This window comes from Streptomyces sp. NPDC002838, assembly GCF_040295365.1.
Lineage (GTDB): Bacteria > Actinomycetota > Actinomycetes > Streptomycetales > Streptomycetaceae > Streptomyces.
On the sequence record NZ_JBEOVF010000077.1, the window covers coordinates 1 to 24989 of the forward strand.

Consider the following 24989-nt stretch of genomic DNA (forward strand, 5'->3'; position numbering starts at 1 on the left):
CCGCTACGAGAAGACCGCGACCATCTACCTGGCCGGACTCCACATCGCAGGCATCTTCCTCTGGTCCGCCCGATGATCCAAACGAAACGCCCTAGGTGTCGTGGGTGCATACGGCACGTTCGCGGTGATCAGCACGACGGCCCTGCAGGGCATGGCCGATGCCGCCACCAAGCGCGAGGACGAGTTGAAGGCACTGCGCGACGAGACGCTGCCCGCCGCCAAGGCCGCGGTCAAAGTGAACGAGCGCCAGGTGACCATCGCACAACTCCAAGGTCAGATCGCCGCGACCGAACTCGCCTACAGCTGCGACCTCATCGCCTACCAGAACGAGCGATTCCTCAACCGCGACTTCTGGGACGCGCTGGCAGGCGTCGCCCGGCGCTCCCTGCACCGCTACCTAGACCTCGCCGGTCAGGCCGCGTGGTTCGCCGAGCGAGCCCTCGCCTACCAACTGGCGACGCCGCTCAAAGTGATCCGGCTGGGATACTTCGACCCTTCCATGCGCGACATCGGTGGAGTCGATCGGCTGTCCCTGGACCTCGCCGAGCTCGAGGCGGTGCGCCTCGGCTCGGCCCGGCTGAGTCTGCCGCTCACCCGCACCTACTCTCTCGCGCGTGACCTGCCGCTGGCATTCGGTCAGCTCAAGAAGACCGGCCGCTGCACATTCACCCTCACCGACAACGACCTCCTGGCCGGCCATCCCGGCACCTACGCGCACCGCATCCGCACCGTCGATGTCCTGGTGGACGCTCCGGGGACCACGGAGCGGCCCCGCGGGATCCACACCAACATGGGATCCTCGCTGCTGCGCCGCTCTCCCGCAGCCGAGCGAGTTCCACTGCTGCGCTTCGCCGACGCCTACCCGGTCAGCGACTTCCGGAGCCGACGCGACCTGGAGTTGCACGGCCTCCCCGGCGAGCAGCTTCTTCCTTTCGAGGGCACTGCGTTCACGACGACGTGGACACTGGAACTGCCCCTGAGCGCAAACTCCGTGGGGCTCGGCCGCGTCACCGACGTACTCCTCGTCTTCGACCTGCAAGCGGCCTACGATGCCGGGCGGCCCGAGCGCGACACCGTCGCCGCCGCGGCACCCGCGTCGCGCTCACTGTTCGTCTCGACGCTCTCGGTCAATACCGCCGCGCTGTCAGCTATGCGGAAACCGCCGCCGACCGCGAAGCTGAGCTTCGCCCTCAACAAGCTCCCGCTGCCCCCCAATGGGAAGGTCACCAACCTCGCAGTGCTCCTGCCCGGTGTAGACGGCGGGACGTTCACCGCCAGGCTCCGGTTCGGCACCGCCCCCTTCACGACGTTCCAGATCGTGGACGGCATCGCGATGTCCAACCTCGGTGTGCTCAGCGACGGGAACCCATCCAACGCGCAACCGCTCAATGCAGCCACCGGTGGCTCCCCCGCCCGGGCCGTCGATCTCGAGATCGACAAAGGCAGCGATGCCGACAGGATCGCCGCCGCGCGGGACGTACTGCTGTGGGTGGAATACGACGTCGCGGAATGACCTGAGAAGTCGGAACGAGGTGGAGCCAACCGTTCCTCAGGGCGAAACAGTCATGGGAGGCGACCATGCCGCACATGAGTCCGGTTAACCACCGGGTCAAGCACAAATCGACCATCCCGGCGAACTTCGGCACCGAGATCGAGCTCTTCGTACGGGAATATAAGGCCACCGGATCCGGGGGCACCCCCAAGCCGGTCCTCATGCTCCACGGCAGGAGCGTTCCGGCCCTCCCCGGCTTCGACCTCGTGCGCCCTGCGCAGGGCAGCTCCCCGCACCCGGACACCAGCTACAGCTGGGCGCAGGCCCTGGCGGGCAAGGGCTACAACGTATACATCATGGACCTCCAGGGATCCGGGCTCTCCCCCCCGCCCGGAAATGCACGACCCGTGCAACGCCAACCCGGCCCAGCGGGGCCTCCTGAAGACCAATCCCGGTACGGAGGACTGCGACCCGGCAGCGAACTACGCGTCCCAACTGGGCAACTCCAAGAGCGAATGGGACGAACTGGGCACCGTCGTTAAGTTCATCAGGGGGCGGTGCGCCAACGAGAAGGTCGCACTCATCGGCTGGTCCGCGGCCGCGTTCGTCATGGGCCCGTACGCGCTGCAGAATCCCGGGCATGTGGCGAGCATGTTCCTTCTCGCGCCCATGTTCCCCCCGAACGGCCGATGGTCGACGAACACCTCCGACCCCTTCGCTCCGCCTCCCGGAACGCCCCTGCCCACGAAGCCCGAGTCCAAGCCGCCCGCGGTCTTCGGCTTCCCGATGAACCTGACCAGCAAGGCGGGACTCCAAGCCGTCATCAGTGACAAGGAACTGGCCGACCACGTGTGGGAGGCCATCATGGACTGCGACAGCATCGGCCAGAAGTGGGGCGGCTCCACCCCGGGGGCACCCGAGGGCGTCATGCGGTGGCGCAACTCCTACTGGTGGGGCTGGAACGCGAGCACCGTGCCGCACGGCTCCACGCTCGGCAGCACCGTGCCGGTGTGCATCGTCTACGGAGACCAGGACAGAACGGCCAACACGCCACCGGAGATGGGGCCGGTGCTGCACTTCTCCGTTCCGGAGCTTTACAAGGCGATCCCGGGTGCCGACAAGCTGATGTTCCGTTTCGAGGGCTGGGACCACAACCCGCTCTGGGAACGTCGACCCGCCCAGGTCCTGCAGCACATGTCCTGGAAGTGGCTCAAAGACAAGAAGGCGTACGGCGTCGAGAGCGGAAGCTGGGTCATGGACACGGACGGCGTGCTTGCGGAAGTGGAGTAAGGTCCCGGGTGCGAACGAGCCGGTGCCGGCCGGCACCGGGCCCCGGCGGAGCCGTGGCCGCAGCCCAGTACCAGGTGTGCCAGCAGCGCACGCTGCAGCCTGTACGGGCCGTCGAACCGTCGGCGTAGGTGATCTCGGGGTCCGGTGGCGCCTCGGAGCCGGTCAGCGCGGCGCAGGTGTGCGCGAGGGTGTCAAAGGGGTCCTTTCAGAATGCTGGGGTCTTGCGGGCGAGGGTCATGCAGTGGGCGAGTTGGAGGAAGGCGTCATGCATGTCGTCCCGGGTCTCCCAGCGGATCCGTAGACGGCGGGCCCCGCGGAGCCAGGCGATGGCGGACTCGGCAACCCACCGGACGCGGCCCAGGCCCGAACCATGCGGTTGTCCCCGCCTGGCGATCTTCGGGACGATGCCGCGCTCGCGCAGCCGGCGGCGGTAAAGGTCGTGGTCATAGCCGCGGTCGGCATACAACGCCCTGGGCTTGCGCCGAGGCCGCCCGCGCTTGCCTCGTACCGGCGCCAGCCCGTCGACCAGGGGCAGAAGCTGGGTGACATCGTTAGGACCGGGCTCGGACCGACTTTTGGGCTGCTTCGCCCCCGCTTGGCCTGCACGTGCGAGGCATCAATGGTGACGCGGGAGAAGCCCAGGCGGTCCGCCGCCCGCAACCGGTTCAGCAGCACCCGCTGGAGTTCCTCCCACACCCCGGCCTCCTGCCATTCGGCCAGCCGCCGCCAACAGGTAGGGCCGGAACCGAACCCCAACTCCTGCGGCAGGTACTCCCACTGGATCCCGGTGTAGAGGACGAACAGCACACCCTGCAGCGTCTTGCGGTCGTCGATCCGCTTGCGCCCCGGGTGCCGGAATCGCCGTTCATGCTTCGGCAGCAGCGGCTCGATCACCGCCCACAGCTCGTCACTGATCTCCCACGGCTTCCGCCGTGCCACGGGTCACCCCACAGCCGCCCATACCGCCGACCAATTGTGTCGCGCTTTGCGGAACGGACCGCTGCACCAACGCCTGAAGAGTTGCCCGCCTGGAAACAGGCCCACAACAAGAGCCACAACGGGTGCGGGCACGGGTCGAGCACTGCTTCACCCGCATGAAGACCTGGAAGATGCTTCGCGACTGCCGCTTGCGTGGTGACGGCGTCTACGACGCCATGGCTGGCATCGCCCGCCTGCACAACCTCAACCTCGCCGGGTAGGCGCACCGTGACCGTTGAGGTCGACCGTCCCCGGAGCGGTCCGAAGATCACTTACGGAACTCTTAAGTCGCGGGGTGATGCACGACGGTGCCGGCCTATGCCGGGATGAATCGGCCTGTGCAGAACCATGCGCTCTGTGACCGGGCCCGGAACAGCGCCGTTTGCCAACGGTTCTTGCGGGCTGCGACCTGGCTGTCTGCAATCTCGGCGAGGAAGGTCCTCAGCACGTCGGGACCCTGCTCGGCAAGATCAACGAAGCGCTCATGGAGGCCTACCAACTCGTCACTGGCCTGGAGTGCGTAGAGCTCACCGAGCCCGAAGGCGAGGAAGTGCCGCTGAACTCGGCGAGTCAGGCTTGCCGTCCAGTGTGCCGGCGGCGCGACGGTGAACTGGACGGTGCAGGAGAGCCCCCGACCTGACGGCGTGCTCGACACGCCTCGGAGTACCGGTGGGGCCAAGGCTTCATCGATGACGTCCGCTCATACGTCGCGGTGGGCCCTGAGACGCGGGGCTCCCTACCTGCCCGTGGCGCCGACATCGCCGGCTGCCTGCCGGCCAGGGTGTTCAATCGCCGTCCAGTGGATGTCCAGTCCCGGCTCATAGTTTGTGCTCGCCGGCTGACGATTCGGCCAAGCGGAACCTTGCCGCGATTCCCGCACCACGCCATGCCCACCGGGAGGAAGCACCGATGAAAGCAGGGATCAGGAAGAAGCTGACCACAGCCGTGGCGGTCGCGTCCGCCGCGGCAGCACTCGCGGTCGTCGCTTCGAGCAGCAGCACGGCCCAGGCCCAGGTCGCCAGCCTGCAGGCGTTCGCGATCACGAGTGACGGCACGCGGATGGCCATGTTCACCACCGACAGACCCGACGTGCTCGACTGGGTCCGAGTCATCAAGGGGCTCAGCGGTGACACCGCCCTTATCGGAATCGACTTCCGCGTCCAGAACGGCGTCATGTACGGCGTCGGCAACCAGGGTGGCATCTACACGATCCAGACCCCGCCCCAGACCGTCGACGTCGTCGTCACCAAGGTCTCCCAGCTCACCATCCCGCTGTACGGCACGAACTTCGGGGTCGACTTCAACCCGGCCGCCAACCGGCTGCGGGTGATCAGCGACAACGGGCAGAACCTCCGCCACAACATCGACGACAAGACCCCGGGCGCCTCCCCCGCCGCCGGGCACACCGTCGAGGACTCCATCCTGTCCACGCCGGGGGTCGAAAACGTATCCAGGGGCGTCACCGCCGCCGCCTACACGAACAACGACCTGAACGGGGACACCGCGACCACGCTGTTCGACATCAACACGACCACGGACCAGGTCGTCATCCAGTCGCCGGCCAACAACGGCGCGCTGGCCCCGACCGGCAAGCTCGGCGTGAACGCCGGCCCCAACGTGGGCTTCGACATCTACAGCGACCTGGTCAACGGCAAGACGGTCTCGGCCACGGGCTTCGCCGCCATCACGCCGCCCAACAGCACGTTGACGACGTTCTACACCGTCGACCTGCTCACCGGGGCGGCGACCGCGGTCGCCGTCGACGATCCGTGGTTCCCGCTGACCATCGGCGACGTGGCCGTCGCGCTCGACACCAACCCCTGAGGAACGTCGGGTCAACCGACCGGTGACGGTGAGCCCGCCCCCGCACACCCCGCTCGGGCGGGCTCACCCCTGTCGGCCCAGACGGGGGGCCGGGTTCATGGGCCCGGTGCCGTCGACGCGGCGGCACCGGCCCCGGGCTCCAGGGCGTGGCGGGCCCGATCGGCGCCCGCGCGGGCGCGGGCCAGCTGGTCCTGCTCGCCGGTGACGGCCGCGACCATTGCGGCGGTGGAGTGGTGTACAAGCGCCTCGTTGTAGTGGCCGCTGCCGTACAGCGCCTCGGCGAGGCCGTTGAGCGCGGACGCCTCGCCGTAGCGTTCCCCGTTCTCCCGGAACAGGTCGAGGGCGCGCCGATGATGCTCGGCCGCGGTCTCGAACGCGCCCTGCCGCAACCGGGTGTCGCCGAGGCCGGACAATGCGTACGCCTCGCCGCCGGGGTGTCCGAGCTCCCTGAAGAGGGCGAGGGCCTGCCGCTGGTGATCGGCCGCCTGGTCGTACCGGCCCAGCCGCAGGCACGCGTTGCCGAGGTGGGAGAGGGTGCGGGCGCGGCCGATCCGGTCACCGGTGAGGTCGTGCAAGGCGAGGGCCTGCCGCTGGTGATCGGCCGCCTGTTCATGGTCGCCCAGCCGCAGACAGACGTTGCCGAGGTTGGTCAGGGTGCGTGCCTGGCCCACCTGGTCCCCGGTGTCCCGGTAGAGGGTGAGGGCTTGCTGGTGGCAGCGGGCGGCCTCGTGGAGGCGGCCCTGACGCCAGTGGACGTTGCCCAGGTTGGACAGGGTCCTGGCCAGTCCCGCACGGTCGTCCGTACGCCGGTGCAGTTCCAGGGCCCGTATGAGGTGGTCCGCGGCCGAAGCGGCGTCGGCGAGCCGCCAGTGCACGCAGCCGAGGTTGGTCAGCGCGTGGGCCTGTCCCTTCGTGTCGCCGGTCCGCTCGGCGGCGCGCAGGGCATGGTGGTGGATCTCCAGCGCCTCGGTGTGATGGCCGGCGTCGAGGTGGCGGAAGAGCACGGCGGCCAGCTGGACGGCGTGCCGCGGCCTGCCACGGTCTGCGGCGACCGCGCAGATCGCGGCCAGGGTAGGGCGTTCGGTGTCCAGCCAGGCCCGTGCCGCGTCCGGGTCGCCTGCGATCGGCGAGGCGTGGGCGGGGGGCGGGACCGCGGGTCTGTGATGTCCTTCGGCCGGGTACAGGGCGTCCATGGCGACCGCGGCCGTGCTCAGGTAGTGGTCGAAGAGCCGGGTCAGGGCGGCCTGCCGGTCGGTGTCGGAGTCGCGCGTGCGGGTGAGGCGGTGGCCGTAGGCGCGCAGCAGGTCGTGCGTGCTGTACCGGCCGGGCCCGGCCGGCTGGAGGAGGTGGGCACGGGCCAGCAGTGCCAGCGTCCTGGCGGACCGGGCCGGGCCGTCGAGGGCGGCGGCTTGCTTCTCTTCCGGCCCATGGTCCCGTTTCCCGTCCGGTGCGTGAGGCATGTCGCCGATCAGGGCGGCGACGGCGTGGGCGTCGGTCTCCGGTCCGGGGTGCAGGCTGAACAGCCGGAAGGTGCGGGCCATGTGGGCGGGCAGACGCTGGTACGACCAGGAGAAAACGGCCTGGACCGCGGCGCGCGGGTCGCCGCCCGCGTCCAGGTGGTCCAGTCGCCGCTGCTCGTCGGCCAGTTCCGTCACCAGGTCCGCCAGGGGCAGCGACGGGCGTCCGGCGGCGAGTTCGGCCGCGATCCGGAGTGCCAGCGGGAGTCCTACGCACTGTTCGGCCAGGGCCGCGGCCGGGCCCGGCTCGGTGGTGACCCGCGCGCCGATGAGCGTCCGCAGCAGGGCGATGGCATCGGGCGGCGGGAGCGGGCGCAGTGCGATGCGGCGGGCGCCGTGCAGGGCCACCAGGCCGGCCAGGCTGTCCCGGCTGGTGACCAGGACGGCGCAGGACGATGAGCCGGGAAGCAGGGGGCGGACCTGTTCCTCGGACAGTGCGTTGTCCAGGACCACCAGCATCCGCCGCTCGGCCATCTCGGTCCGGTACCGGCTCGCGCGCTCGTCGACGTCGAGCGGGATCGCTTCGCCGGGGACCCCGAGGACGGTGAGGAAGCGGGTAAGAGCGTCGCCGGGCGCCATGGGGTGGTCCGGGTCGTATCCGCGCAGATTGACATAGAGCTGGCCGTCGGCGAACCGGTCCCGGGTCCGGTGCGCCCAGTGGACGGCCAGGGCGGTCTTGCCCACTCCGGCGGTGCCCGAGACCACCGAGACAGCCATCGCCGTGGGGTTCGCCTCCGCCGCGGCCAGCAGGCGGTCGAGGGCCGACAGTTCGGCGTCCCGGCCGGAGAAGTCGGGCACGTCGGCGGGTAACTGCGCCGGTGAGCGGGTGGGTGACCGTGTGGGGAGCGCGGCGGCGAGGCCCCCCGGGGCCGAGCCGGTGGCCCGGTCCGGGCCAGCAGCTCGCGTGCGGCTGGAAGCGGAGGGCTCGGGGCGGCGGCACAGCACGGCGGCGAAGGCCTCGGACAGCTCGGGCCCGGGGTCGACGCCGAGTTCGTCGGCCAGCCGGCGGCGGCTTCGCCGGTACACGGCGACCGCTTGGTCACGCCTGCCGACAGCCTCGTACGCACGGATGAGGCGGGCCTGGGCGTCCTCGTCCAGGGGCTGCGCGGCGGCGGCCTCCTCCAGGACGGGGAGCGCGTGGGAGCTCCTTCCTGTCGCGATCATGGCTTCGCCGTACTGGGCCACCACACCGCGGCGCTCCCCCGCCAGCGCGACGACCGTCGGGTGGGCGGCGAGGGACGGTAGGTCGGCGAGGGGCGGCTGCTGCCACACGCCGAGCGCGCCGGCCAGCAGAGCGGCGGCCCGCTCCCCGTCACCGTTGCGACGTGCGCTGTCCGCCGCGGTGACCAGGTCGCGGAAGCGCAACAGGTCGACAGCGTCGTCGGGGACGCGCAGCGCGTAGCCGTCGCCGAGCCGGGGCAGCACTGTGCTGGGCGCTCTCGGTGGCCGCTCGGGCTCTAGCAGTCGGCGCAGGTGCTTGATGTGGGTCTGGACGACGTTCGACGCGCTCGCCGGGGGCCGCTCTCCCCACAAGGCGTCCGCCAGCCCGGAGAACGGCAGTTGCAGGCCACGGGACACGGCCAGCAGGGCGAGGATCGCACGGCGCTGAGGTGAGCCGAGGGTCAGCCGTGAGTCGTCCCTCCAGACGGAAACCGGCCCGAGAACCTGAATGCGCATGAGTCCCCCCTGCCCTGCAGTTTCACAACTCCCCCATCCTTCCTTTTCTCTATCGCCATCCTCGCCATATCCGGAAGGCGCATTCCGGCCCAGTGGCGTGGAGAAGTCCGGTCGTTGAAAGGCATGGCACGGTGACCGACGGGAGGGCGACCCAGCGGATCTTCGTGTCCCTGACCGGCTACACCGGCCACGACCCCGACCTGTCTGCGGACATCCTCCAGGTCGTGCTCAAGGCAGTCAGTGCCGAGCAGCAGGAGGGCTGCCTACAGCGGCTGGAGGCCTTTGCCGAGGACAACCGTGAACGCCTGGCGCAGCTGTACGGGCAGTACGGACCGGGCGCGCCCCGCGAGGATGAGAGCCGCTGCTAACTGCGTGGTCTGACCGAGCTGCTGCCGACCGACCCGTGGCCGGTGCGTCTGACCGTCGACACCAACGCCCTGATCGACAATCCCGATCTCGCCGTCTGCACCGACCAGATCGACCCGCGCTACATGGCTCACCTGGCGCCCGCACCCGCCCGGTGTCCACCGAGGGCCGAAGGAGACCAGCCACGCACCTTCTTCCATGCACAGCGGGCAGCCGGGCAGCGGCCCTCGCCCGGCGCCGCGCAGCCACACCGCGTTGCGCGCCCGGGGTGCGTCATCGTGCAGGAGGTGCCCGGTGCGCAGGTGGGGCAGTGCGCGGGCCAGCTGGGCGGCCGGACGGCGGGCCAGGTCCGCGAGCAGGCGCAGGCTCGCAGGTGACAGGTAGATCTCCGCGGCCGCCGGCCTCAGGGCGGCTGTTCGTATGTGGCGGCCAGGCTGTAGTGCGCGCAGCAGTTCGCTGTACCTGAGCGGGTGATGACGGTCGTACATCCAGCTGCGCGCTGGCAGGTTCAGCGGTACGACTTGGAGAGCCCCGCCTGTCCTGACGCGGACCCGCAAGTCGGCCGCCCAGCAATCCCGCAGCTCGGGGACGGCCACTGCGCCGACGGGCCGCTGGATACCGAGCCGGTGCCCCGTGGTTGGCCGTTTCACCGTCCGGGCGTGCCATGTGCCGCCGCGGGGAATTCCTCGATGCCGAGTACCCGCAGCAGCTCGAGCCGCTCGCGGGCCTCGGCGTCCGCCGGGGTGAGTACCAGCAGCTGCTGACCCTGGTCGGGAGTGACCAGGGTCTCGCAGTCCATCAGCAGACGGCCCACCCGCGGGTGCAGGAAGGTCTTGCGGGCGGCGCGCCGGACCGCTACCTCGTGCTCGGCCCACAGCCGGCGGAAGTCGGCGCTCGTGGCCCGCAACCGGTCGACGAGTCCGGCGACCGTGGGGTCGTCGGACCGGCGGCCGACGGCCGCGCGCAGGTCGGCCACGAGCTGACGGGCTTGATGCTCCTGCTCCTCGGGCGGGCAGACGGCGCGGGCAGCGGGGTCGGTGAACCAGCGGTATACGACGTAGCGCCGGTCACCGGAGAAGCCGGTGTGGTCGCCCGTCAGCAGGACGGCTGCCCGGTTCTGAGCGAGGACCTCGCCCAGATCGGACAGCACCAGGGCCGGGGTGTCGCCGAGCAGGTCGAGCATGCGGATCAGGCCGGCGCGGGCCAGGCGGGCCACCTCGTCGGCGGGCGGGGGCCGGTGGCCGGCCAGGTGGAACAGGTGGTCGCGCTCGTCGTCGGAGAGGCGCAATGCCCGGGCCAGCGCGCCGAGCAGCTGGGTCGAGGGCTGACTGCTGCGGCCCTGTTCGAGGCGTACGACGTAGTCCACCGACATGCCGGCGAGCATGGCCACCTCTTCCCGGCGCAGGCCGGCGGTGCGGCGGCGGGGGCCCTCGGCGAGGCCGACCTCGGCCGGGCGGATCGTCTCGCGGCGACGGCGCAGGAAGTCGGCGAGCTCGTCACGTTGCATGGCCCCATGGTCCCGCGCGGGGGCGAGCCGAGCCAGGGAGCGGCTCTCCCATGATGAACGCTCCGCTCCCGCACGTCGTGGCCCGGGCGCACGGTGGGTGCCAGACCGACGACGAAGGAGAGAACGCGATGCAGACACGAACCCTGGGCAGCACCGGCCCGGCCGTTTCCGCGCTGGGCCTGGGTGCGATGGGCATGTCGGGCGCTTACGGCGCGACCGACCGCGCGGAGAGTATCGCCACCGTGCACGCCGCCCTGGAGGCCGACGTCACGCTGATCGACACCGGCGACTTCTACGCCATGGGCCACAACGAGCTGCTGCTCGCCGAGGCGCTGCGCGGCCGGGACCGGGACAGCTACCAGCTGAGCGTCAAGTTCGGCCAACTGCGGGGACCGGGCCCCGAGTTCAGCGGGCAGGACAACCGGCCCGAGGCGGTGAAGAACTTCCTGGCCTACTCGCTGACCCGGCTGGGCACCGACCACATCGACATCTACCGTCCCGCCCGGCTGGACCCGGCGGTACCGATCGAGGAGACAGTGGGCGCGATCAAGGAGACGATCGACGCCGGGTACGTGCGGCACATCGGCCTCTCGGAGGTGGACTCCGCGACGATCCGCCGGGCGCACGCCGTGCACCCGATCGCCGACCTGCAGATCGAGTACTCGCTGCTCTCCCGCGCGGCGGAGGCGGACGTTCTGCCTACGCTGCGGGAGCTCGGCATCGGCCTGACCGCGTACGGCATCCTCGGCCGCGGCCTCATCTCCGGGCACTGGTCCGCCGGCCAGACTGCCGGCCCCGGTGACTTCCGCGCCCTCAACCCGCGGTTCGCGAGCGGGAACGTGGAACACAACCTCGCCCTCGTGGAGGCGCTGCGCCGGGTCGCCGAGGCGAAGGGGTGCACCGTCGCCCAGCTGGCCATCGCCTGGGTGGCCGCACAGGGCGAGGACATCGTGCCGCTGGTCGGCGCCCGCACCCGCGAGCGGCTGGCCGAGGCGCTGCCCGCGGCGGAGCTGAACCTCACCGCGGACGACCTCGCCGAGATCGAGAAGGCGGTGCCGCCGGGCGCGGCGCGCGGCGACCGATACCCGTCCGCGCACATGTCCGGCCTCGGCGTGGGGAACTGAGTCCGGCTCTCCGGCGGGGCCCGCTCCGGCGCGGGTCCCGCCGGGAAATCGGCACCCTGGGCAACGCGCTCTGTCCCGCACAGCGTGAGCCTGGGCAGAGCAGGGCCACGGCAGCAAGCGTCCGGCCGTAGCCCTTCCGGATGATCAAGCAGACGCTGGGCTGGACCCGCCCGAAGCTCCGCGCACCCGAGGCGGCGGACCGGTGGACCTGGCTGGTCGTCGCCGCCCACACCCAACTCCGCCTCGCCCGCCCGCTGGCCGCGGACCTCCGCCGCCCCTGGGAGAAGCCGGCCGAGCCTGGCCGACTCACCCCCGCCCGGGTCCGCCGGGGGCTCAGGAACCTCCGCCCGAACTCGCCTTGCCCGGCCCGTGCGCCGAAACCCAATCGGCCCGGCCCCGGCAGACCACTCGGCTCGAAGAACCGGCATCCCGCCACCCGCTACGACGTGGGCAAAACGGTCAGGCGGCCCGAGACCATCGCCGAACGTGACCAGCTCAGACCCACGCTTGGAAGGTAGGACAAGCTCAGTGCCTGTGTCTGATCCAGTCATGCAAAGACTGGCGTCCTCGTATCCGATGACACACGACACTGTGAAACACCGCGAGGGGCAGCCGGATGACCCCGGCTGCCCCTCGCACCTGCTTCAGCGGTCCGGCGTCGCGCTCCGGACCTGCTGCCTTGTCAGGTCAGGCGTCGGCGGATCCACCAGGCGCAGAACCCGGTCAGGGCCAGGGCGAGGCCGAGGTAGAGCCCGGCCTCGGTCCATTGAAGGGCCCAGAAGTTGCCGGCGGGCTGGTACGTCACCTGCTGCTTGTAGCCCAGGGCGCCGAGATCGGCGACGCAGCGGTCGAATTGCTGCAGGGTGGGCGGGCCCGACTCGGTGTGCAGGCAGTCGGCGAAGGACGACGGCACGGGGGCCGGCTGACCGGCGGCGTTCAGCGTCTGTTGGGAGGTGACCCAGGCACCGGGCACTTCGGGGTGCGCGACGATCTGCTTGGCGCCCTCCTGGACACTGATGGGGGCGCCGCCGGGCTCGATCGGCACGGTGGTCCGGTCCGGGGCTGCCAGGTGGGGCCGGATCCACATCGGCGCGGAGATCTGGACGGCGGCGTAGACGACGAGCGTGGTTGCCATCGCGGGCAGGGTGCGGCGGATGACGAGGCCGAGGGCGACGCCCAGGACGAAGGCGAAGGCGGCATGGGCCATGGGGACGACACCCCGTGCGGCGAAGGCCACGGGGTCGAGCCGCGCGAAGTACGTGTCCGTCGCGCCACCGCCGTTGACAGCCCGGTCGATGGGGCTGCTCCACCAGCTGACCGCGAGTGCGGCCAGTCCGGCAGCGGTCATGGCGGCCGCCGCACCAAGGCCCAGCTTGGTCGCCAGCCAGCGTGTGCGGGTGACGCCCTGGTTCCACGCAAGGTAGTGGGTACCGGTCTCCAGTTCACGGGAGATCAGCGGCGCGCCCCAGAACATCCCGATGACCGCCGGCACGGCAAGCACAACCACCAGTCCGGCGTAGTAGACGGTCTGGTCCGAACTGGAGAGCCGGTCCACCAGGCTGCTGCCGGCAGCTCGGTAGAGGTCGGCCAGCTGCGGTCCGGTGACCGCGAGGGTGGCGGCGAGGGCAGCCACCGCGGCAAACATCACGGCGGCCTGGGTGCGGAACTGGCGCCAGGTCAGCCAGATCATCGAAGGACCTCCAGTGCGGGTCGGGTGTCATGTACCGCATCGGCGGGCCGGGTCATGTAGGCCAGGACAATGTCTTCCAGACCGAGCGGGCTGACGGTCCAGGACGGATCGTGGACCGCGGTGTCGGTGCGCACCAGGAGGGTGGTCTGCCGTTCGGTGTGGCTGGCGGTGATGACGTGCTGACCGGCCGGGAGCGTGTCCGGGTCCCGGCGCGGTCCGGTGAGCCGGTGGTGGCAGGCGACCAGGTCGTCGATGTCGCCGGCCACCTGCACCCGGGAGTCGACCAGGACGATGACGAAGTCGCAGGCCCGCTCCACGTCGGAGACCAGGTGGGAGGAGAGCACGACGCTCAGCTCGTGCTCGGCGACGGCCTCCATCAGGTCCTGCATGAACTCTCGCCGGGCGAGCGGGTCCAGGGCGGCGACCGGCTCGTCCAGGATGAGCAGCTCGGGCCGCTTGGCGAGGCCCAGGGTCAGGGCGAGCTGCGCGCGCTGGCCGCCGGACAGCCTCCCGGCCTTCTGTTTGAGGTCCAGGCCGAGCCGCCGGATCCGGTCCCGGGCCAGGACGTCGTCCCAGCCGGGGTTGAGGCGGGCACCCAGCCGCAGGTGATCGGTGATGCTCAAGGCGGCGTAGGTCGGGGTGTCCTGGGCGACGAAGCCGACCTTGGCCAACTGGTCCGGGCCGGTGGCGGGTCGGCCGCCGCACACCTCGATGGTGCCCGCGGTCGGCGTCAGCATCCCGGAGGCCAGGTTCAACAGGGTGGATTTGCCCGCCCCGTTGGGGCCGACCAGCCCGACGACCCGCCCGGCGGGCACGTTCAGGTCGCAGTTCTGCAGCGCCCAGCGCTGCTTGTATCTCTTGCCCAGGGCCTGGGCCCGTAAGACGGCGCTCACGCTACGTCCTCTCCGGCGGTGGTCCGAAAGGTGGTCATGAACAGGGCCTCGATGGACTCCTCGTCGAGGCCGGCCAGGCGGGCCTTGGACAGCCAGCGCCGCAGGTCCTTCTGGAGCGGGCCGTGCGCGGCGAGCGAGGCGTCGGCCAGCGTCCGGGTCACGAACGTCCCCACACCCGGCCGGGCAGCCACCAGTCCCTCGTGCTCCAGCTCCCGGTACGCCTTGAGCACGGTGTTCGGGTTGACCGCCATCTGCCGGGCCACCTCCTTGACCGTGGGGAGCCGGTCCCCCTCCTTAAGCAGGCCGAGCCTCAGCGCGTGGCGCACCTGCTGGACCAGCTGCTGGTACGGAGACAGACCAGACCGGCCGTTCAGGTGGAACTCAATCACCGGTTCCTCCATTTATCTAGTTGCCTAGTACTTTAGCCTCCTCATGTGATGCTCGGTCAACAGGGAAGGTGCGGCATCGGCCGAAACCGACAGAGGAGCTGCGTGGGAGGCATGGGGAACCGGGGCGGGCTGCCAGGCCGCTTGTGCGACCGGAGCCCACGTCGTGACCTGTGTGGCAGGGTGGCTTGACCGACGGGTCAGACGCCGGGGCATCAGGGTGATGGCGGCCCATGTGATCAGCGATTCGCTCATCTCAGGCAGGCGTTCGTGGTCGCGGCAGTGCCGACGGGCACGCATGATCCACGACCAAGATCGCTCCACCACCCACCGGCGCGGGAGAACAACGAAGCCCTTAGTACTCCAGTTGCAGTTCGCTATCGCTGCTGGTCAGGAGCCTGTTTCTGAGTGTATCGAGCTGACGGTCCGTCATGTGGCGGGAGTTCGTGACCGGCGGTGCGTCGCTTGTAGTGGCAGCGTCTGGCAGTCGCCTGGTGACGACGGCGCCAGCGGGACCATCTCAGTGCCTGATCAATGTGGCGGTGGTGGCGTCCTGTCCTGGGGCGGCAAGATGCCATGAGCCGCCGGGCTTCTGCCAAGGTGAGGGGTACGAGGGCTGATCCGTTTCTGCGGCCCCCCTTTCCGTTCCAGCCCTGGCGGCCATGGCGGCCAGGGCGGCGAGGAAGGCGTGGGCGAGCACGGCAAGGGTGATGTGCCGGTACCAGCCCGGGTATCAGCGGACCTCGTACTGACCCAGCCCGCACTCGTTCTTCGCGCTCTGGAAACAGGCTTCGATGGCCCAGCGGCTTCCTGCAACCTCGACCAGCTCGCTGACCAAGGTGCCGGCGGGAGCATGGGCCAGGTAGTAGGCGATGTCGTCCGGCCTGGCGATGCTGCGGCGGGCCATGACCCACCGGTGATGGCTGGGCTCGTCACCGTCGAAGAACGGGACGGCGGGAAGCCGGGCGGCTGCCCAGTCATAGACGCGGGGACCCTTGGCGCCCTCCCCGCACGAGAGCCGCTCCCATGCATTGCCGGGGGCATCGCCAATGAGCTGGTCGATGCGCCAGCAACCGGCGAGAGACTTGATCTGCTGCGACTTCGGCACCGCCACGACGTACCCGAGGCCGGCTTCCTCGAGCATGCGGCGGAAGTGCCAGTCCTGACCGAAGAGGGCATCCGCGGTCACCCAGGAGATGGGCAACGGAGCGGCCAGCGGCCCGGGTGACCAGGATCCGGGCCAGTTCCGTCTTGGTGGCGAAACCACGGCTGTCGGGCACCTTCGCCGCCCGGCACCGCTCACGGTCGGACGTCCAGGACTTCGGCAGATACAGCTCCCGGTCCACCAACGTCCGACCCCGGCGAGAGGCATACGCGGCGAACACCGCGACATCGCGTACTGCCCCTGGAGTTCGACACCGCCGGGAAAGCTGCTCGGGTGCAGCCCCTCGAAGAACCGTTTGATGAACGGGTTCCGGTCCTTCACGACGGCGCCCAGGTGCTCGGCCGTGACAATGAGGAACATCTCCACCGCGTCGTGGAAGGTCAGCACCGACGTGAAGGAGAGCGGCTCGGGCAGGAGCGACTGCTCGATGCCCTGGCGGTACAGCAGCCTGATGAAGGCCAGGTTCTTCATGTTGTGAGGCGAGATCGGCTTGCTGATGGCGGCTGCCGACGACGCGACCGAACACGTGCCTGTGCCGGTCCGGGTCGTGCTGCCCGCCGATCCCCTGCTCGGGACCGAGCAGCAGGAAGTCGTCGCGCGGCTGTGGAAGCGGCGGCAAACGGAGACGGGCTCGGTCTATCTCGTGGGCATGCCGTCGTACCGAGATCGCGAGGACGGCGGTGTGGAGGCGGCGGAGTACCGGGGGTGGGTGCGCGCCCCCGACCACGTACGGCCGGTCGAGGGCGTCGACTACGACCATTCCGTGTCAAGTCTGTCGTGTTGCAGGGCTGGCCCTGATGGGTCGGTGAACCTCAACACCTGGCCACAGGAGCCAATTCGTATCCTTCAACTGATCTTTCACGGCCGGGTACACGATTGTTCTGACGCCCGATCCACACCGCCCGAGGGCCAGGCGACCGAAGATCCGCACCCCGAGGACAACAACCGCTGGACCTGGACCGCCATCGCCTTCCCACACCAGCTCGTCAGCAGCCCGTACCGGCTCTCTGGACCTTTCGGACCGGCACCGTGCGGTAGTCAAACCCCCGCTTCTTTATGCTCTTCTATACCTGGCGTGGCGGTCTCGGGCAGTTCCCGGACGCGGGGTAGCCCGGATGTCAGGGCCCACAGCACGCTCAGCACGGCACCCGTCGTGCCGATCCACAGGGTGGTCCGCAGGCCGAGCGCGGCGCCCAGCGTGCCGGCCAGCACCGCGCCGATCGGGCGCACGCCGAAGTTGGCTGTCTGGACCACGCCCATCACGCGGGAGCGCAGCGTGGGCGGGATGACGGCGATCAGATAGCTGTTGGCCGCGATGTCCAGGACCGCGGCTCCGCAGCCGGTGCCGAGCTGCGCAGCGACCAGCGCCGCGATCACCCACGGCACCGGGCCCTCGGCCAGCGGCACCAGCAGCAAGGGCAGGCTGAACCACACGAAGCCGGCGACGACGGCCGGGCCGATACCGATCCGCCGCACCACACGCGGCGCTAGGTAGGCGCCGGCCAGTCCGCCGAGCCCGGCTGCGGCAACCACCGCGCCCAGTGCCCCGGCTGTCAGCCCCAGCTCGGTGGCCCCGTACAGCACGAACAGCGTCATCAGGAAGGTGTGGCACAGACTCAGCATGGACACCCCGGCCAACAGCAGGCCCGGGGTGCGGTTCGCTGTCGCCCAGCGCAGCCCGGCCGCCAACCCGCCCGCCTCACGAGGTGCGGGCGGCGCCTCCCGCGCCCTGATGCGTCCCAGGCACACCGCCGACACCAGATAGGTCACGGCGTCCACCAGCAGTGCGAACGGCGCCGACAGCGCCTGAACCAACGCCCCACCCGCGCCTGGACCGGCGACCGCGGCCGCCGACCTGCTCCCGGACAGCAGCGCGTTACCGTCCACATACCGCTCCGCGGCGACCACGGACGCGTACACGTGGTGATTGCAGACCCGGAACAACACGGTCAACGCCCCGACGGCGAACTCCGTCACATACAGGTGAGCCATCGTCAGCGCCCGCACGCATACGCCAGCGGTATCGAGGCCACCGCCGCGAACCGCCCAACGTCGGCGACGATCATCGCCCTGCGCCGGTCGGTCTGCCGGTCCGCCCACGCCCCGCCGGGGATCGACAGCAGCAACGACGGCAGCAGGGCCACCGCCGTGAGCCAGCCCATCTCGGCCGCGCCCGCGTCCAGCAACAGCACGGCGGCCAGCGGGATCGCCAAGATATTGATCTCGTCCCCGACCAGCGACACGCTCTGCGCACCCCAGTACAGCCGAAAGCCCCGCTCCCGCGGCAGCCCCACCCACGACGGCGCATCCCCCGCGCTCCCACGACGGCGCGTCGCTCTCGTCCCCGCCCTGCTCATCAGGCGACCCGCACGGTCCGCACAGCGGTGTCAGACGCGCCGCCGACGCCGGGGCCCCCACCGCCCGCCATCCGCCACCCGCGCGGCGAACACCCGCCCGGGCCGGAATCCGCCGGCACGTGGACTGCCCGCCTCTTCGTCCTTGTCTTCCCCAACGCACTACCACCCCGGTCCGCGAGCGCACCGCCCCGACAGCCGCTGACCGCTGCGGCCGTCTTCCCGGTCACCGGCCGGCCTCGTGGACGGCAACCGGGAGAGTCAGCAGCATGACGTGGGAGACGGGCTCCTCATCGGCCGGCCGCCAGTGACCGACCTGGCGGTAGCCCCACGCGGCGTAGGCGGCGTGCGCCGGTGCCGCTTCCGCCTCCGGCCGCATCGCCAGCGTGACCCGCTCAACTCCCAGGCCCTCCAGCAGATGCGCATGCATCTGGGCCGCTACCCCCTGCCGCCGCCATCTGGCGCGGACCGCGAGTTCAACGATACCCAGCGTGCGCCCACCGGTCTCGGCCGTGAACTCCGGCACCGTCTCGTCCTCCATCGCCTTCCACCAGCCGGTATCGGGCGGCAGGGGGTAGCCGAAGGCGTACCCGATCGGCACATCGCCGCAGCGCGCGATGACGAGGCGGGCACGGGGAAGGAAGACCTCCTGCACGAAGCGGTCCAGGAACTCGGCGATCTCCTTGACGCCTTCGCAGTACGGCGGTTCGGCCCAGATCTCCTTGTACATCGGCAGCACGACATCAAGCTGCACGGCACACTCCAGCCCCTCCCACCGCTCCACCGTGACCGGCGGACGCCCATCCGCTTCGTCCCGCCTTCTGCCACCAGCCGAAGCCTGCGTCGCCTAGATGCCGTTCGGGCCAACGGGCAGGGACCTGCGAGACCGATCACCAATGCTGACCCCGCCCCTGATGCTGATGCCCAACCTCGTCACAGCGGGGTGCCGGACGGGGCGGCGGGTACCGACGCCGATGCCGGTGCCCTTGAACGTGGCGGGGCGGCGAACGACCCCGCGGGTACCGACACTCGGGCCCCCGTTCTTCGCGGTAGCCGGGTAGCGGACAGACCTGCGTCGGGTGCCGACGCCAATACCGCCCGACTTCAACGACGGACGGCGACGGACGGCACTGCGGCCGCAGATGCCAATGCCACCCTTCGTGGTGACGGAGCAGCGCACAGACCGGCGAGTACCTATGCTCGGACCGCCACCCTTCACCGTGGCCGGATGGCGGACAGACCTGCGGTTGCCGAAGCCCGGACCGGTCTTGGCGGTGACGGGGCGGCGCACGGGCCTGCGGGTACCTATGCTCGGACCGGTGCCCTTCGCCGTGGCGGAACGGCGCACGGGCCTCCGGTTGCCGGCACCCGGACCGCCGCCCTTCGCGGTGGCGGCGCGGCGGGCAGACCTGCGGGTACCGAGACCCGGACTGCCGCCCTTCGCGGTGGCGGGTCGGTGCACGGGCCTGCGGCTACCGGCGCCCGGAGTGCCTTTGTAGCGGCCGCCGATGCCCGGGGTGCTCTTCGCGGTGGCGGAACGGCGCACGGGCCTCCGGTTGCCGGCACCCGGACCGTTCTTCGCAGTGGCGGGATGGAGTGCGGGTGCGTCCAGGCCCGGAGCCGGGGTCTCGGTGTCCAGCTCAGGGTCCATAAGCGTGATCATGCGTGCGGTCCTTTCGACGACGAAGGAGGTTCCGGCACCGCTGCGAACGAAGGCAGCGGCATCAACCGGGCTGCCTCTGCCCAGGGCCGATGGGACGACGAGACGCCGCAGGCGGCCTTTTGCCTCGCTGTCTGCGTCACCCCTCTCGGTGACGGCTCGCTCATCGTCTGCTGATAGCACGCTGGCGGAAACCTGAAAGGTTATAGGGTGCCCGGCGTCGACCGGCTACACGCCGAGAGGGCACGGGAGCGCCGACGAGGGCGTCGTCTGGCTGTCCCTGCTCAAGGTCCAGAATGTCGTCCTGTGCTACTGCAGGTTCGCTCCGTCCGCCCGGGCGAACGGGTGCTCCGCGGCATCCGCGAGAGTCTCAGCGGTGCTCAGCGCGCGTTCGGGATCCAGGAGTTGGTGCATGTCGGTGGTGGAGCGTCCGACGTAGTTCTCGGCCATGGTGGCGTGCAGCTGTCCGTACTGGATGCCGAGCGCGATGCGGCCGGCGGGCCGACGGTTGATGAACCAGGCGATCGTGCGGCGGAAACGGGTCAGGACGATACGTCCGTCCGGATCGTCCGGCACCACTTCGTGGAGGCGGTTGTGGTCGGCGGCGAACTGGTTGGCCCATCAGGTGAAGTGCGCGATGCGGTCGCGGGCTCCGCGCTGGGTGAGCGCCTGGGCGGCCCCTCGCTCGGGGGCCTTGTTCAGGTGGCGGGGGAACAGCCAGATGCCGTCGGTGAGTTCCTCGAGCACCGCCACGGCTGCGCAGGACCTCTGTGTACTGCGCGAGCATGTCGGCGGTGACCTCGCACAGGGCAATGACCTCGTACGCGGCGAGCCACCGGGCAAACGCCTTCCAGGCTTTGAAGGCGTTCTTCAGCGTCGCCGGAGCCAGCCGGCTGCGTGCCCGGTACTTGCTTCTCCGCGTGATCGCATCAGGTGCCGGGACGTTGATCAGGGCCCAGGCCGCCCGCTTCATGCCGTCGCGCAGCGGCTGCTGGATCGCGCCCCAGTGCACGGACAGGCCGAAGCCTGACTCGCCGTGATCCATGCCGGCCAGGTCCCAGCGGTCGTCGCCGCAGCGGGGCAGATCCCGGGCGGCCAGCCCGGGACGGGCCCGCTCCAGAGGGAAGACCGGCGTGCCGGGCGAGGGCAGGCCAGAAGCACCGAACTCGCCGGTGCGGCGGCCACGTTCATGGATCAAGCCTTCGATCCAGCACCCGGTTGACCGCCGCCCGGTCGCCATCGGTGAGCTCAGCGTGCGAACGGCTGAACGACGCCGGCGTCGTGTGCGCGCGTACGAAGTCCTCGACCCGCGCATAGTGAGCGGCCCAGTCCGCGGCCCAGACAGCCGCACTGACCGTGGAGCGCAGAGATTCCAGCGCCTGGTGCAGGTAGACGATCCGGGGCAGGTGCCGGTCAGTGGCCACCGCGTTCGGGCAGGCGAAGCACATCAGGAAGGACACCGCGCACGGCCCGGAGGCGGAGAACGGGCTGTGCTCGAAATCGGTACAGGCTGCCGTGGCGGTGTCCAGCCGACCGCCGCCAGCTGCGACGCATCGTGCGCAGACAGGCCGAGTTCGTCCTGCCACACTCCGATATTCAGTGCCGGTCGCCCTGCGCATCCGCGTACGCCGCTCGGCGTCCTGGACCGCCGCTTCGAGCCCCTCGGCGACCACCCTCGTCGAGGCGGCGCGGACCTGCTCGTCCCGCATGAGGTAGACACTCTCGTGGACGCCCGGCGTGTTCTGGCGCGGCCCGCCGGACAGGGCCTGGCCGAGCGCGTGGTGCCCCTTTGGGATTATCAGTGATGTCCGAACAAGTCTGAGAAGGTGCTCCTCATGGTGGATGATGAGGTAGTCGAGGCGGTCCGCGACCGTGCCGCAGGAGGCAACCCGCCTGCCCCCGCGACACCGGCGGCGATCACGGAAGCGGAGCAGACCATCGGCTTTCCGCTCCCACCCCTGCTGCGGCGCCTCTACCTAGAGGTGGCGAACGGAGGCTTCGGCCCGGCCGAGGGAATCCTGGACGTAAGCGGCGGGGCTCCTCAGGGCGACTGGAACGACCTCGCAGAGATCTATCAAGAGGGACCGGATCCTTCTGATCGGATCCCCGCTGGCCTGGTGCCGGTCTACGACTGGGGGACACCATGGTCCTTGGTGGACTTCCGTGACCTCGTTGGGCCGATGTGGTGCACCCACGAAGGCGACTGCTGGCCGCAGGGGATCACCTTGGCGGAGTGGCTGGTCGAGACCATGGCGGGCAGGCTAACCGTCGAGAGCGTCTTGAGCACTCAACCCACAACGCATTGACCTGGAAGTGCGAACCGCCACGCCCGACGACTTGCCCATGCCTCTGGCTCCGCATTGCTCTACGGGGGAGCGTGTCTGCCGCCTTGGCAGATCGGAGGCGAACAGTGGTGTCGAATGGCCGCGCTCCCGGAGGGCAACAGTCCGCGATCACTCCGTGTCCCGGATTGGGTGGCTGCAACCGCTCTACACTCCGAGTGTCCGAACCAGCTGGGCGACTACAGCCGCGCCGGGAACGGCGGTGGCTGCCGCTCGGCGGCAGCCACCGCCTTCCTCGCGAGCTCCTCGGGGTTGCGAACACCGCGAGCACGCAACCATCGGGTGTGAACCGCCCCGGGTTCGATCTCCAACGAACCCGGGCGGTTCATCCTCCCCCTTCCTGCGGAAGGGGCACGCCCGCTGTCGACGAGCGTTCCGTCACCACGTGGAACCAGCTGGCCAGCTATCGCGCTCAGTGGCCATCTGAAGGGTTCTGGCCGCTCTTCCGTGATGGCTACGCCTGGAGGAGGATGCGGACTCTGAGCAGCTTGAATGAAGCTCTGCCGTACATCTGGCGCTTGATCGTCTTGATCCTGTTGACGTGGCCTTCGACAGCGCCGGAACTGTAGGACAGGGTGAGGCCGGCGGTGACGGCCCGGAGGTCCTGGCGGACGGAGTCGGCGAAGATGCCGATGGCCTCGGGGCCGCTCAGCTCAGCTTTCTGGATCCAGTCCCGAAGTAGGTGGCCCTGACGGTGACGGACCATGGCTGTGAACTCCCGTGCGAGGTCACAGACGGCGGTGATCTCCGGGCAGGCATTCCGTGCGGTTTCCAGCTGCACGATCTCCTCGAACCGGAGGGTGTCCTGTGGGCGCATGATCCATGTGGTGATAGTGCGAGGGCTGGGTGTCGCTGCATGGGCGGGGATCGCAACGCCCTTCCTGATGGCCCTGACGTAGCGGTTCACGACGTGGTAGCCGCCGGTGCAGCCGAGCGCGAGCAACTCGCGGTAGAGCTGCATCGAGTTGGTGCAGCCGGCCTCGAAACGATGCTGTACGTAGTTAACGAACGGGTCGAGGACACCTCGGCCGCGGTCTCGTGCCGAGGCGAGGAGCTCCTGGAGGTCTTTGTTCCGGTAGCGCCGTACCGTCTTTGCGGTCCAGTTGCGGGCGACGGCCGATGGCGCTGAGAGACAGGCCCGCAGCGGCCAATTCGTTGATTTCCCTGTGGCGTTGGCGTACTCGGTCAAGGAGGGGCGTCGCCGGTGCAGCCAGCGTCGACCTGGCGTCTGCGGCGACAGGTCGGCGCAGGCATGCGCGATGCCGACGGCACGTCCTCTCCACTGCCGTTGAGAGATTTTTGGAGGAGGTGCCAGCGATCGGCGACCTCAATGGCATCAGCGGCTGCCTGTTTGATGGCCTTGGTGAAAGCCATCAAACGGTCGCGACACACGATCTCGGCGCCGGGGTGCTCGTGGAGCCAAGTGGCAACGGAGCTGGTCTCACGGTCCGGCAGGACGTCGACGGGCCTTGAGGTCTCCACATCGACGAGGACGGTGCCGTAGGTCCGTCCCTTGCGCAACGCGAACTCGTCGATGCCAAGTATTCGCGGTGCCCGGGCTGGCACGGGCGGGGCGACCAGGTGTCCCAGGAGCGCGGTCCGCCGACCGGGAAGCCGCAGTCTTGCACATAGACGCTGGCCCGGGCGCCCGCCGAGTTCTATCGCTACTTCCCTCGTCGCCGAGCGTGCTGGCGTGGAAAGACGGCGTCGTGGTTCGGTCAGGCCCGTCACCTGTTCCACGAAGGTCCGGCGTTGACACTGAATCTGATCGCAGAAGAACCGACGCACGTGCAGTCGGACGACCAGCCCCCGCCGGCCGACGGGTAACCCAGCAACGTGGCGCCAGTATCGGCTGTGAACCCGTGCAGCGGGACGTTGGCACTGGGGACAGTTGACCGGCAGGCCGCACGCGGCCGCGTCGACCACCAAGTAGTCCTCGCAGGCCACGAGTTGCCGTGCCTTGAGGTTCAGGCCCGGCAAGAGGACTTCCTCACACGTCTCCACCTGCATGCCAGAGACATTCCCAGGCGGAACGGTCCTGCAGTCGGGGCTTTGCCAGGCCGAGCAATGCTCAGCATCTGTGGATCACTCCCGGTTGAAGGAGGCGTACCTTCCCGATGGGTCGATCGATAGGTCATCGAGTAAGGCCGACGTTGCCGCGCCGGTCGGGAAGGCACGCCGTGCTTACGGTAGTCAACGAGGATGGCAGCACGCCAAGCGGCGGTTCGTTGTTGGATGAGATCGTTCGGGAAGGCGCACGTCGGATGCTGACGTTCACCGATGTCATCCTCGACTGCCCCAACCCCGAAAAGCTGGCCGAGTTCTACGCCGAGCTGCTGGGCTGGGAGATCAACACCGACATCAGCACCGAGGACTGGGGCAATCTGCGCAACGACGGCGTCGAGCTGTCGTTTCAGCGGGTGGAGAACTACCAGCGGCCCAGCTGGCCGGGCCAGGAGCATCCGCAACAGTTCCACCTCGACTTCGAAGTGGACGAGTTCGAGCCCGAGCAGCGCCGGGTGATCAAGCTGGGCGCCACCCTCCAAAAGAGCTTCGTCGGCGAGTCCGGCTACGGCTGGCAGGTCTACATCGCCCCGGCCGGTCATCCGTTCTGCCTGTGCCGCAACCCTCCCCAGTCCTGACCGCACACGACGAGAAACCGCCCCGGCTCCGAATGGAGCCGGGGCGGTCGGGCGGTTGGAGATGTCACCGGCCGGCGGATGC

General features: G+C 69.7%; 25 protein-coding genes and 2 pseudogenes. 10 read left to right on the top strand and 17 right to left on the bottom strand.

The annotated features are described in order from the left end of the window. The first annotated feature begins 100 nt into the window (after nt 1-100). Both ABT063_RS47075 and ABT063_RS47080 read left to right on the top strand, forming a co-directional pair. On the top strand, nt 101-1513 hold the full coding sequence (locus tag ABT063_RS47075) for a Tc toxin subunit A-related protein (RefSeq protein ID WP_351067411.1): 1413 nt from the start codon (nt 101-103) through the stop codon (nt 1511-1513). A 375-nt stretch (nt 1514-1888) separates the two neighbouring features. Continuing rightward, on the top strand, nt 1889-2782 hold the full coding sequence (locus tag ABT063_RS47080; protein ID WP_351067414.1) for an alpha/beta fold hydrolase domain-containing protein: 894 nt from the start codon (nt 1889-1891) through the stop codon (nt 2780-2782). Between the two features lie 205 nt (nt 2783-2987). On the opposite strand, the gene ABT063_RS47085 is transcribed toward ABT063_RS47080, so the two are convergent. Beyond that, nucleotides 2988-3721, bottom strand: a protein-coding gene (locus ABT063_RS47085) for a transposase (protein ID WP_502991030.1) whose coding sequence is annotated in 2 segments (ribosomal slippage) — nt 2988-3379 and nt 3379-3721 — 735 coding nt in all. Because the reading frame shifts where the segments join, the coding sequence is not laid out codon by codon here. Between the two features lie 78 nt (nt 3722-3799). Here ABT063_RS47085 and ABT063_RS47090 point away from each other — a divergent pair. Next, nucleotides 3800-3981 (top strand): annotated as a pseudogene (locus ABT063_RS47090) (IS5/IS1182 family transposase); the annotation flags it as partial. 95 nt (nt 3982-4076) lie between these two features. Here ABT063_RS47090 and ABT063_RS47095 read toward each other — a convergent pair. Then, complete coding sequence (locus ABT063_RS47095; protein WP_351067416.1) at nt 4077-4415, bottom strand: hypothetical protein; 339 nt, start codon at nt 4413-4415, stop codon at nt 4077-4079. A gap of 254 nt (nt 4416-4669) precedes the next feature. Here ABT063_RS47095 and ABT063_RS47100 point away from each other — a divergent pair, with 254 nt between their 5' ends. Further along, nucleotides 4670-5584 (top strand): DUF4394 domain-containing protein, encoded by a 915-nt coding sequence (locus tag ABT063_RS47100; protein ID WP_351067418.1) that lies wholly within the window; start codon nt 4670-4672, stop codon nt 5582-5584. 95 nt (nt 5585-5679) lie between these two features. On the opposite strand, the gene ABT063_RS47105 is transcribed toward ABT063_RS47100, so the two are convergent. Continuing rightward, nucleotides 5680-8778, bottom strand: coding sequence for an AfsR/SARP family transcriptional regulator (locus ABT063_RS47105; RefSeq protein WP_351067420.1), 3099 nt, complete (start codon nt 8776-8778; stop codon nt 5680-5682). Nucleotides 8779-8909: 131 nt separating this feature from the next. On the opposite strand from ABT063_RS47105, the gene ABT063_RS47110 reads away from it, so the two are divergent. Both ABT063_RS47110 and ABT063_RS47115 read left to right on the top strand, forming a co-directional pair. Further along, nucleotides 8910-9146 (top strand): hypothetical protein, encoded by a 237-nt coding sequence (locus ABT063_RS47110; RefSeq protein ID WP_351067422.1) that lies wholly within the window; start codon nt 8910-8912, stop codon nt 9144-9146. Between the two features lie 42 nt (nt 9147-9188). Beyond that, nucleotides 9189-9521 carry a hypothetical protein gene (locus ABT063_RS47115; RefSeq protein WP_351067425.1) on the top strand — a complete coding sequence of 111 codons (333 nt, stop codon included), beginning with the start codon at nt 9189-9191 and terminating at the stop codon, nt 9519-9521. A 269-nt stretch (nt 9522-9790) separates the two neighbouring features. Here the strand turns inward: ABT063_RS47115 and ABT063_RS47120 are convergent, their stop codons facing one another. Beyond that, nucleotides 9791-10651, bottom strand: coding sequence for a helix-turn-helix transcriptional regulator (locus ABT063_RS47120; protein WP_351067427.1), 861 nt, complete (start codon nt 10649-10651; stop codon nt 9791-9793). 128 nt (nt 10652-10779) lie between these two features. Between ABT063_RS47120 and ABT063_RS47125 the strand changes: the two genes are divergently transcribed. Beyond that, on the top strand, nt 10780-11775 hold the full coding sequence (locus ABT063_RS47125) for an aldo/keto reductase (protein WP_351067430.1): 996 nt from the start codon (nt 10780-10782) through the stop codon (nt 11773-11775). 134 nt (nt 11776-11909) lie between these two features. Further along, a pseudogene (locus ABT063_RS47130) lies at nt 11910-12293 on the top strand (NF041680 family putative transposase); the annotation flags it as partial. Between the two features lie 164 nt (nt 12294-12457). Here the strand turns inward: ABT063_RS47130 and ABT063_RS47135 are convergent. The 11 genes from ABT063_RS47135 to ABT063_RS47190 form a co-directional block, all read right to left on the bottom strand. Continuing rightward, nucleotides 12458-13465 carry an ABC-2 membrane transporter-related protein gene (locus ABT063_RS47135; protein WP_351067432.1) on the bottom strand — a complete coding sequence of 336 codons (1008 nt, stop codon included), beginning with the start codon at nt 13463-13465 and terminating at the stop codon, nt 12458-12460. After that, on the bottom strand, nt 13462-14358 hold the full coding sequence (locus ABT063_RS47140) for an ABC transporter ATP-binding protein (protein ID WP_351067434.1): 897 nt from the start codon (nt 14356-14358) through the stop codon (nt 13462-13464). The genes ABT063_RS47135 and ABT063_RS47140 overlap by 4 nt, the downstream gene beginning before the upstream one ends. Beyond that, a complete protein-coding gene (locus ABT063_RS47145) occupies nt 14355-14759 on the bottom strand; it encodes a GntR family transcriptional regulator (protein WP_351067436.1) in 405 nt (134 codons plus the stop codon). Before ABT063_RS47145 ends, ABT063_RS47140 begins: the two co-directional genes overlap by 4 nt. Nucleotides 14760-15477: 718 nt before the next feature. Beyond that, entirely contained in the window at nt 15478-15651 is a 174-nt protein-coding gene (locus ABT063_RS47155; RefSeq protein ID WP_351067438.1) for a hypothetical protein, read from the bottom strand. Nucleotides 15652-15721: 70 nt separating this feature from the next. Then, nucleotides 15722-16669, bottom strand: a complete 948-nt coding sequence (locus tag ABT063_RS47160) for a transposase (RefSeq protein WP_351067440.1) — start codon at nt 16667-16669, stop codon at nt 15722-15724. A 278-nt stretch (nt 16670-16947) separates the two neighbouring features. Continuing rightward, the gene (locus tag ABT063_RS47165; RefSeq protein ID WP_351067441.1) at nt 16948-18009 is read right to left on the bottom strand and encodes an MFS transporter; all 1062 of its coding nucleotides are present in this window, start codon (nt 18007-18009) and stop codon (nt 16948-16950) included. Continuing rightward, complete coding sequence (locus ABT063_RS47170) at nt 17904-18203, bottom strand: MFS transporter (RefSeq protein WP_351067444.1); 300 nt, start codon at nt 18201-18203, stop codon at nt 17904-17906. Before ABT063_RS47170 ends, ABT063_RS47165 begins: the two co-directional genes overlap by 106 nt. A gap of 286 nt (nt 18204-18489) precedes the next feature. Further along, nucleotides 18490-19017 carry a GNAT family N-acetyltransferase gene (locus ABT063_RS47175; RefSeq protein ID WP_351067446.1) on the bottom strand — a complete coding sequence of 176 codons (528 nt, stop codon included), beginning with the start codon at nt 19015-19017 and terminating at the stop codon, nt 18490-18492. Nucleotides 19018-20232: 1215 nt separating this feature from the next. Beyond that, nucleotides 20233-20499 carry a hypothetical protein gene (locus ABT063_RS47180; protein ID WP_351067449.1) on the bottom strand — a complete coding sequence of 89 codons (267 nt, stop codon included), beginning with the start codon at nt 20497-20499 and terminating at the stop codon, nt 20233-20235. Between the two features lie 45 nt (nt 20500-20544). Beyond that, nucleotides 20545-20676: a hypothetical protein gene (locus tag ABT063_RS47185; protein WP_351067451.1), complete on the bottom strand. Its 132-nt coding sequence runs from the start codon at nt 20674-20676 to the stop codon at nt 20545-20547. A 434-nt stretch (nt 20677-21110) separates the two neighbouring features. Continuing rightward, nucleotides 21111-21632, bottom strand: a complete 522-nt coding sequence (locus tag ABT063_RS47190) for a hypothetical protein (RefSeq protein WP_351067453.1) — start codon at nt 21630-21632, stop codon at nt 21111-21113. Nucleotides 21633-21758: 126 nt separating this feature from the next. Here ABT063_RS47190 and ABT063_RS47195 point away from each other — a divergent pair, with 126 nt between their 5' ends. Next, nucleotides 21759-22229 carry an SMI1/KNR4 family protein gene (locus ABT063_RS47195; RefSeq protein ID WP_351067456.1) on the top strand — a complete coding sequence of 157 codons (471 nt, stop codon included), beginning with the start codon at nt 21759-21761 and terminating at the stop codon, nt 22227-22229. A 490-nt stretch (nt 22230-22719) separates the two neighbouring features. Here ABT063_RS47195 and ABT063_RS47200 read toward each other — a convergent pair whose 3' ends face one another. After that, on the bottom strand, nt 22720-23454 hold the full coding sequence (locus ABT063_RS47200) for a transposase (protein ID WP_351067458.1): 735 nt from the start codon (nt 23452-23454) through the stop codon (nt 22720-22722). Next, nucleotides 23451-24275, bottom strand: a complete 825-nt coding sequence (locus tag ABT063_RS47205) for an ISL3 family transposase (protein WP_351067461.1) — start codon at nt 24273-24275, stop codon at nt 23451-23453. Before ABT063_RS47205 ends, ABT063_RS47200 begins: the two co-directional genes overlap by 4 nt. 254 nt (nt 24276-24529) lie before the next feature. On the opposite strand from ABT063_RS47205, the gene ABT063_RS47210 reads away from it, so the two are divergent. Next, nucleotides 24530-24907 carry a VOC family protein gene (locus ABT063_RS47210; protein ID WP_351067464.1) on the top strand — a complete coding sequence of 126 codons (378 nt, stop codon included), beginning with the start codon at nt 24530-24532 and terminating at the stop codon, nt 24905-24907. The last annotated feature ends 82 nt before the right edge of the window (nt 24908-24989 follow it).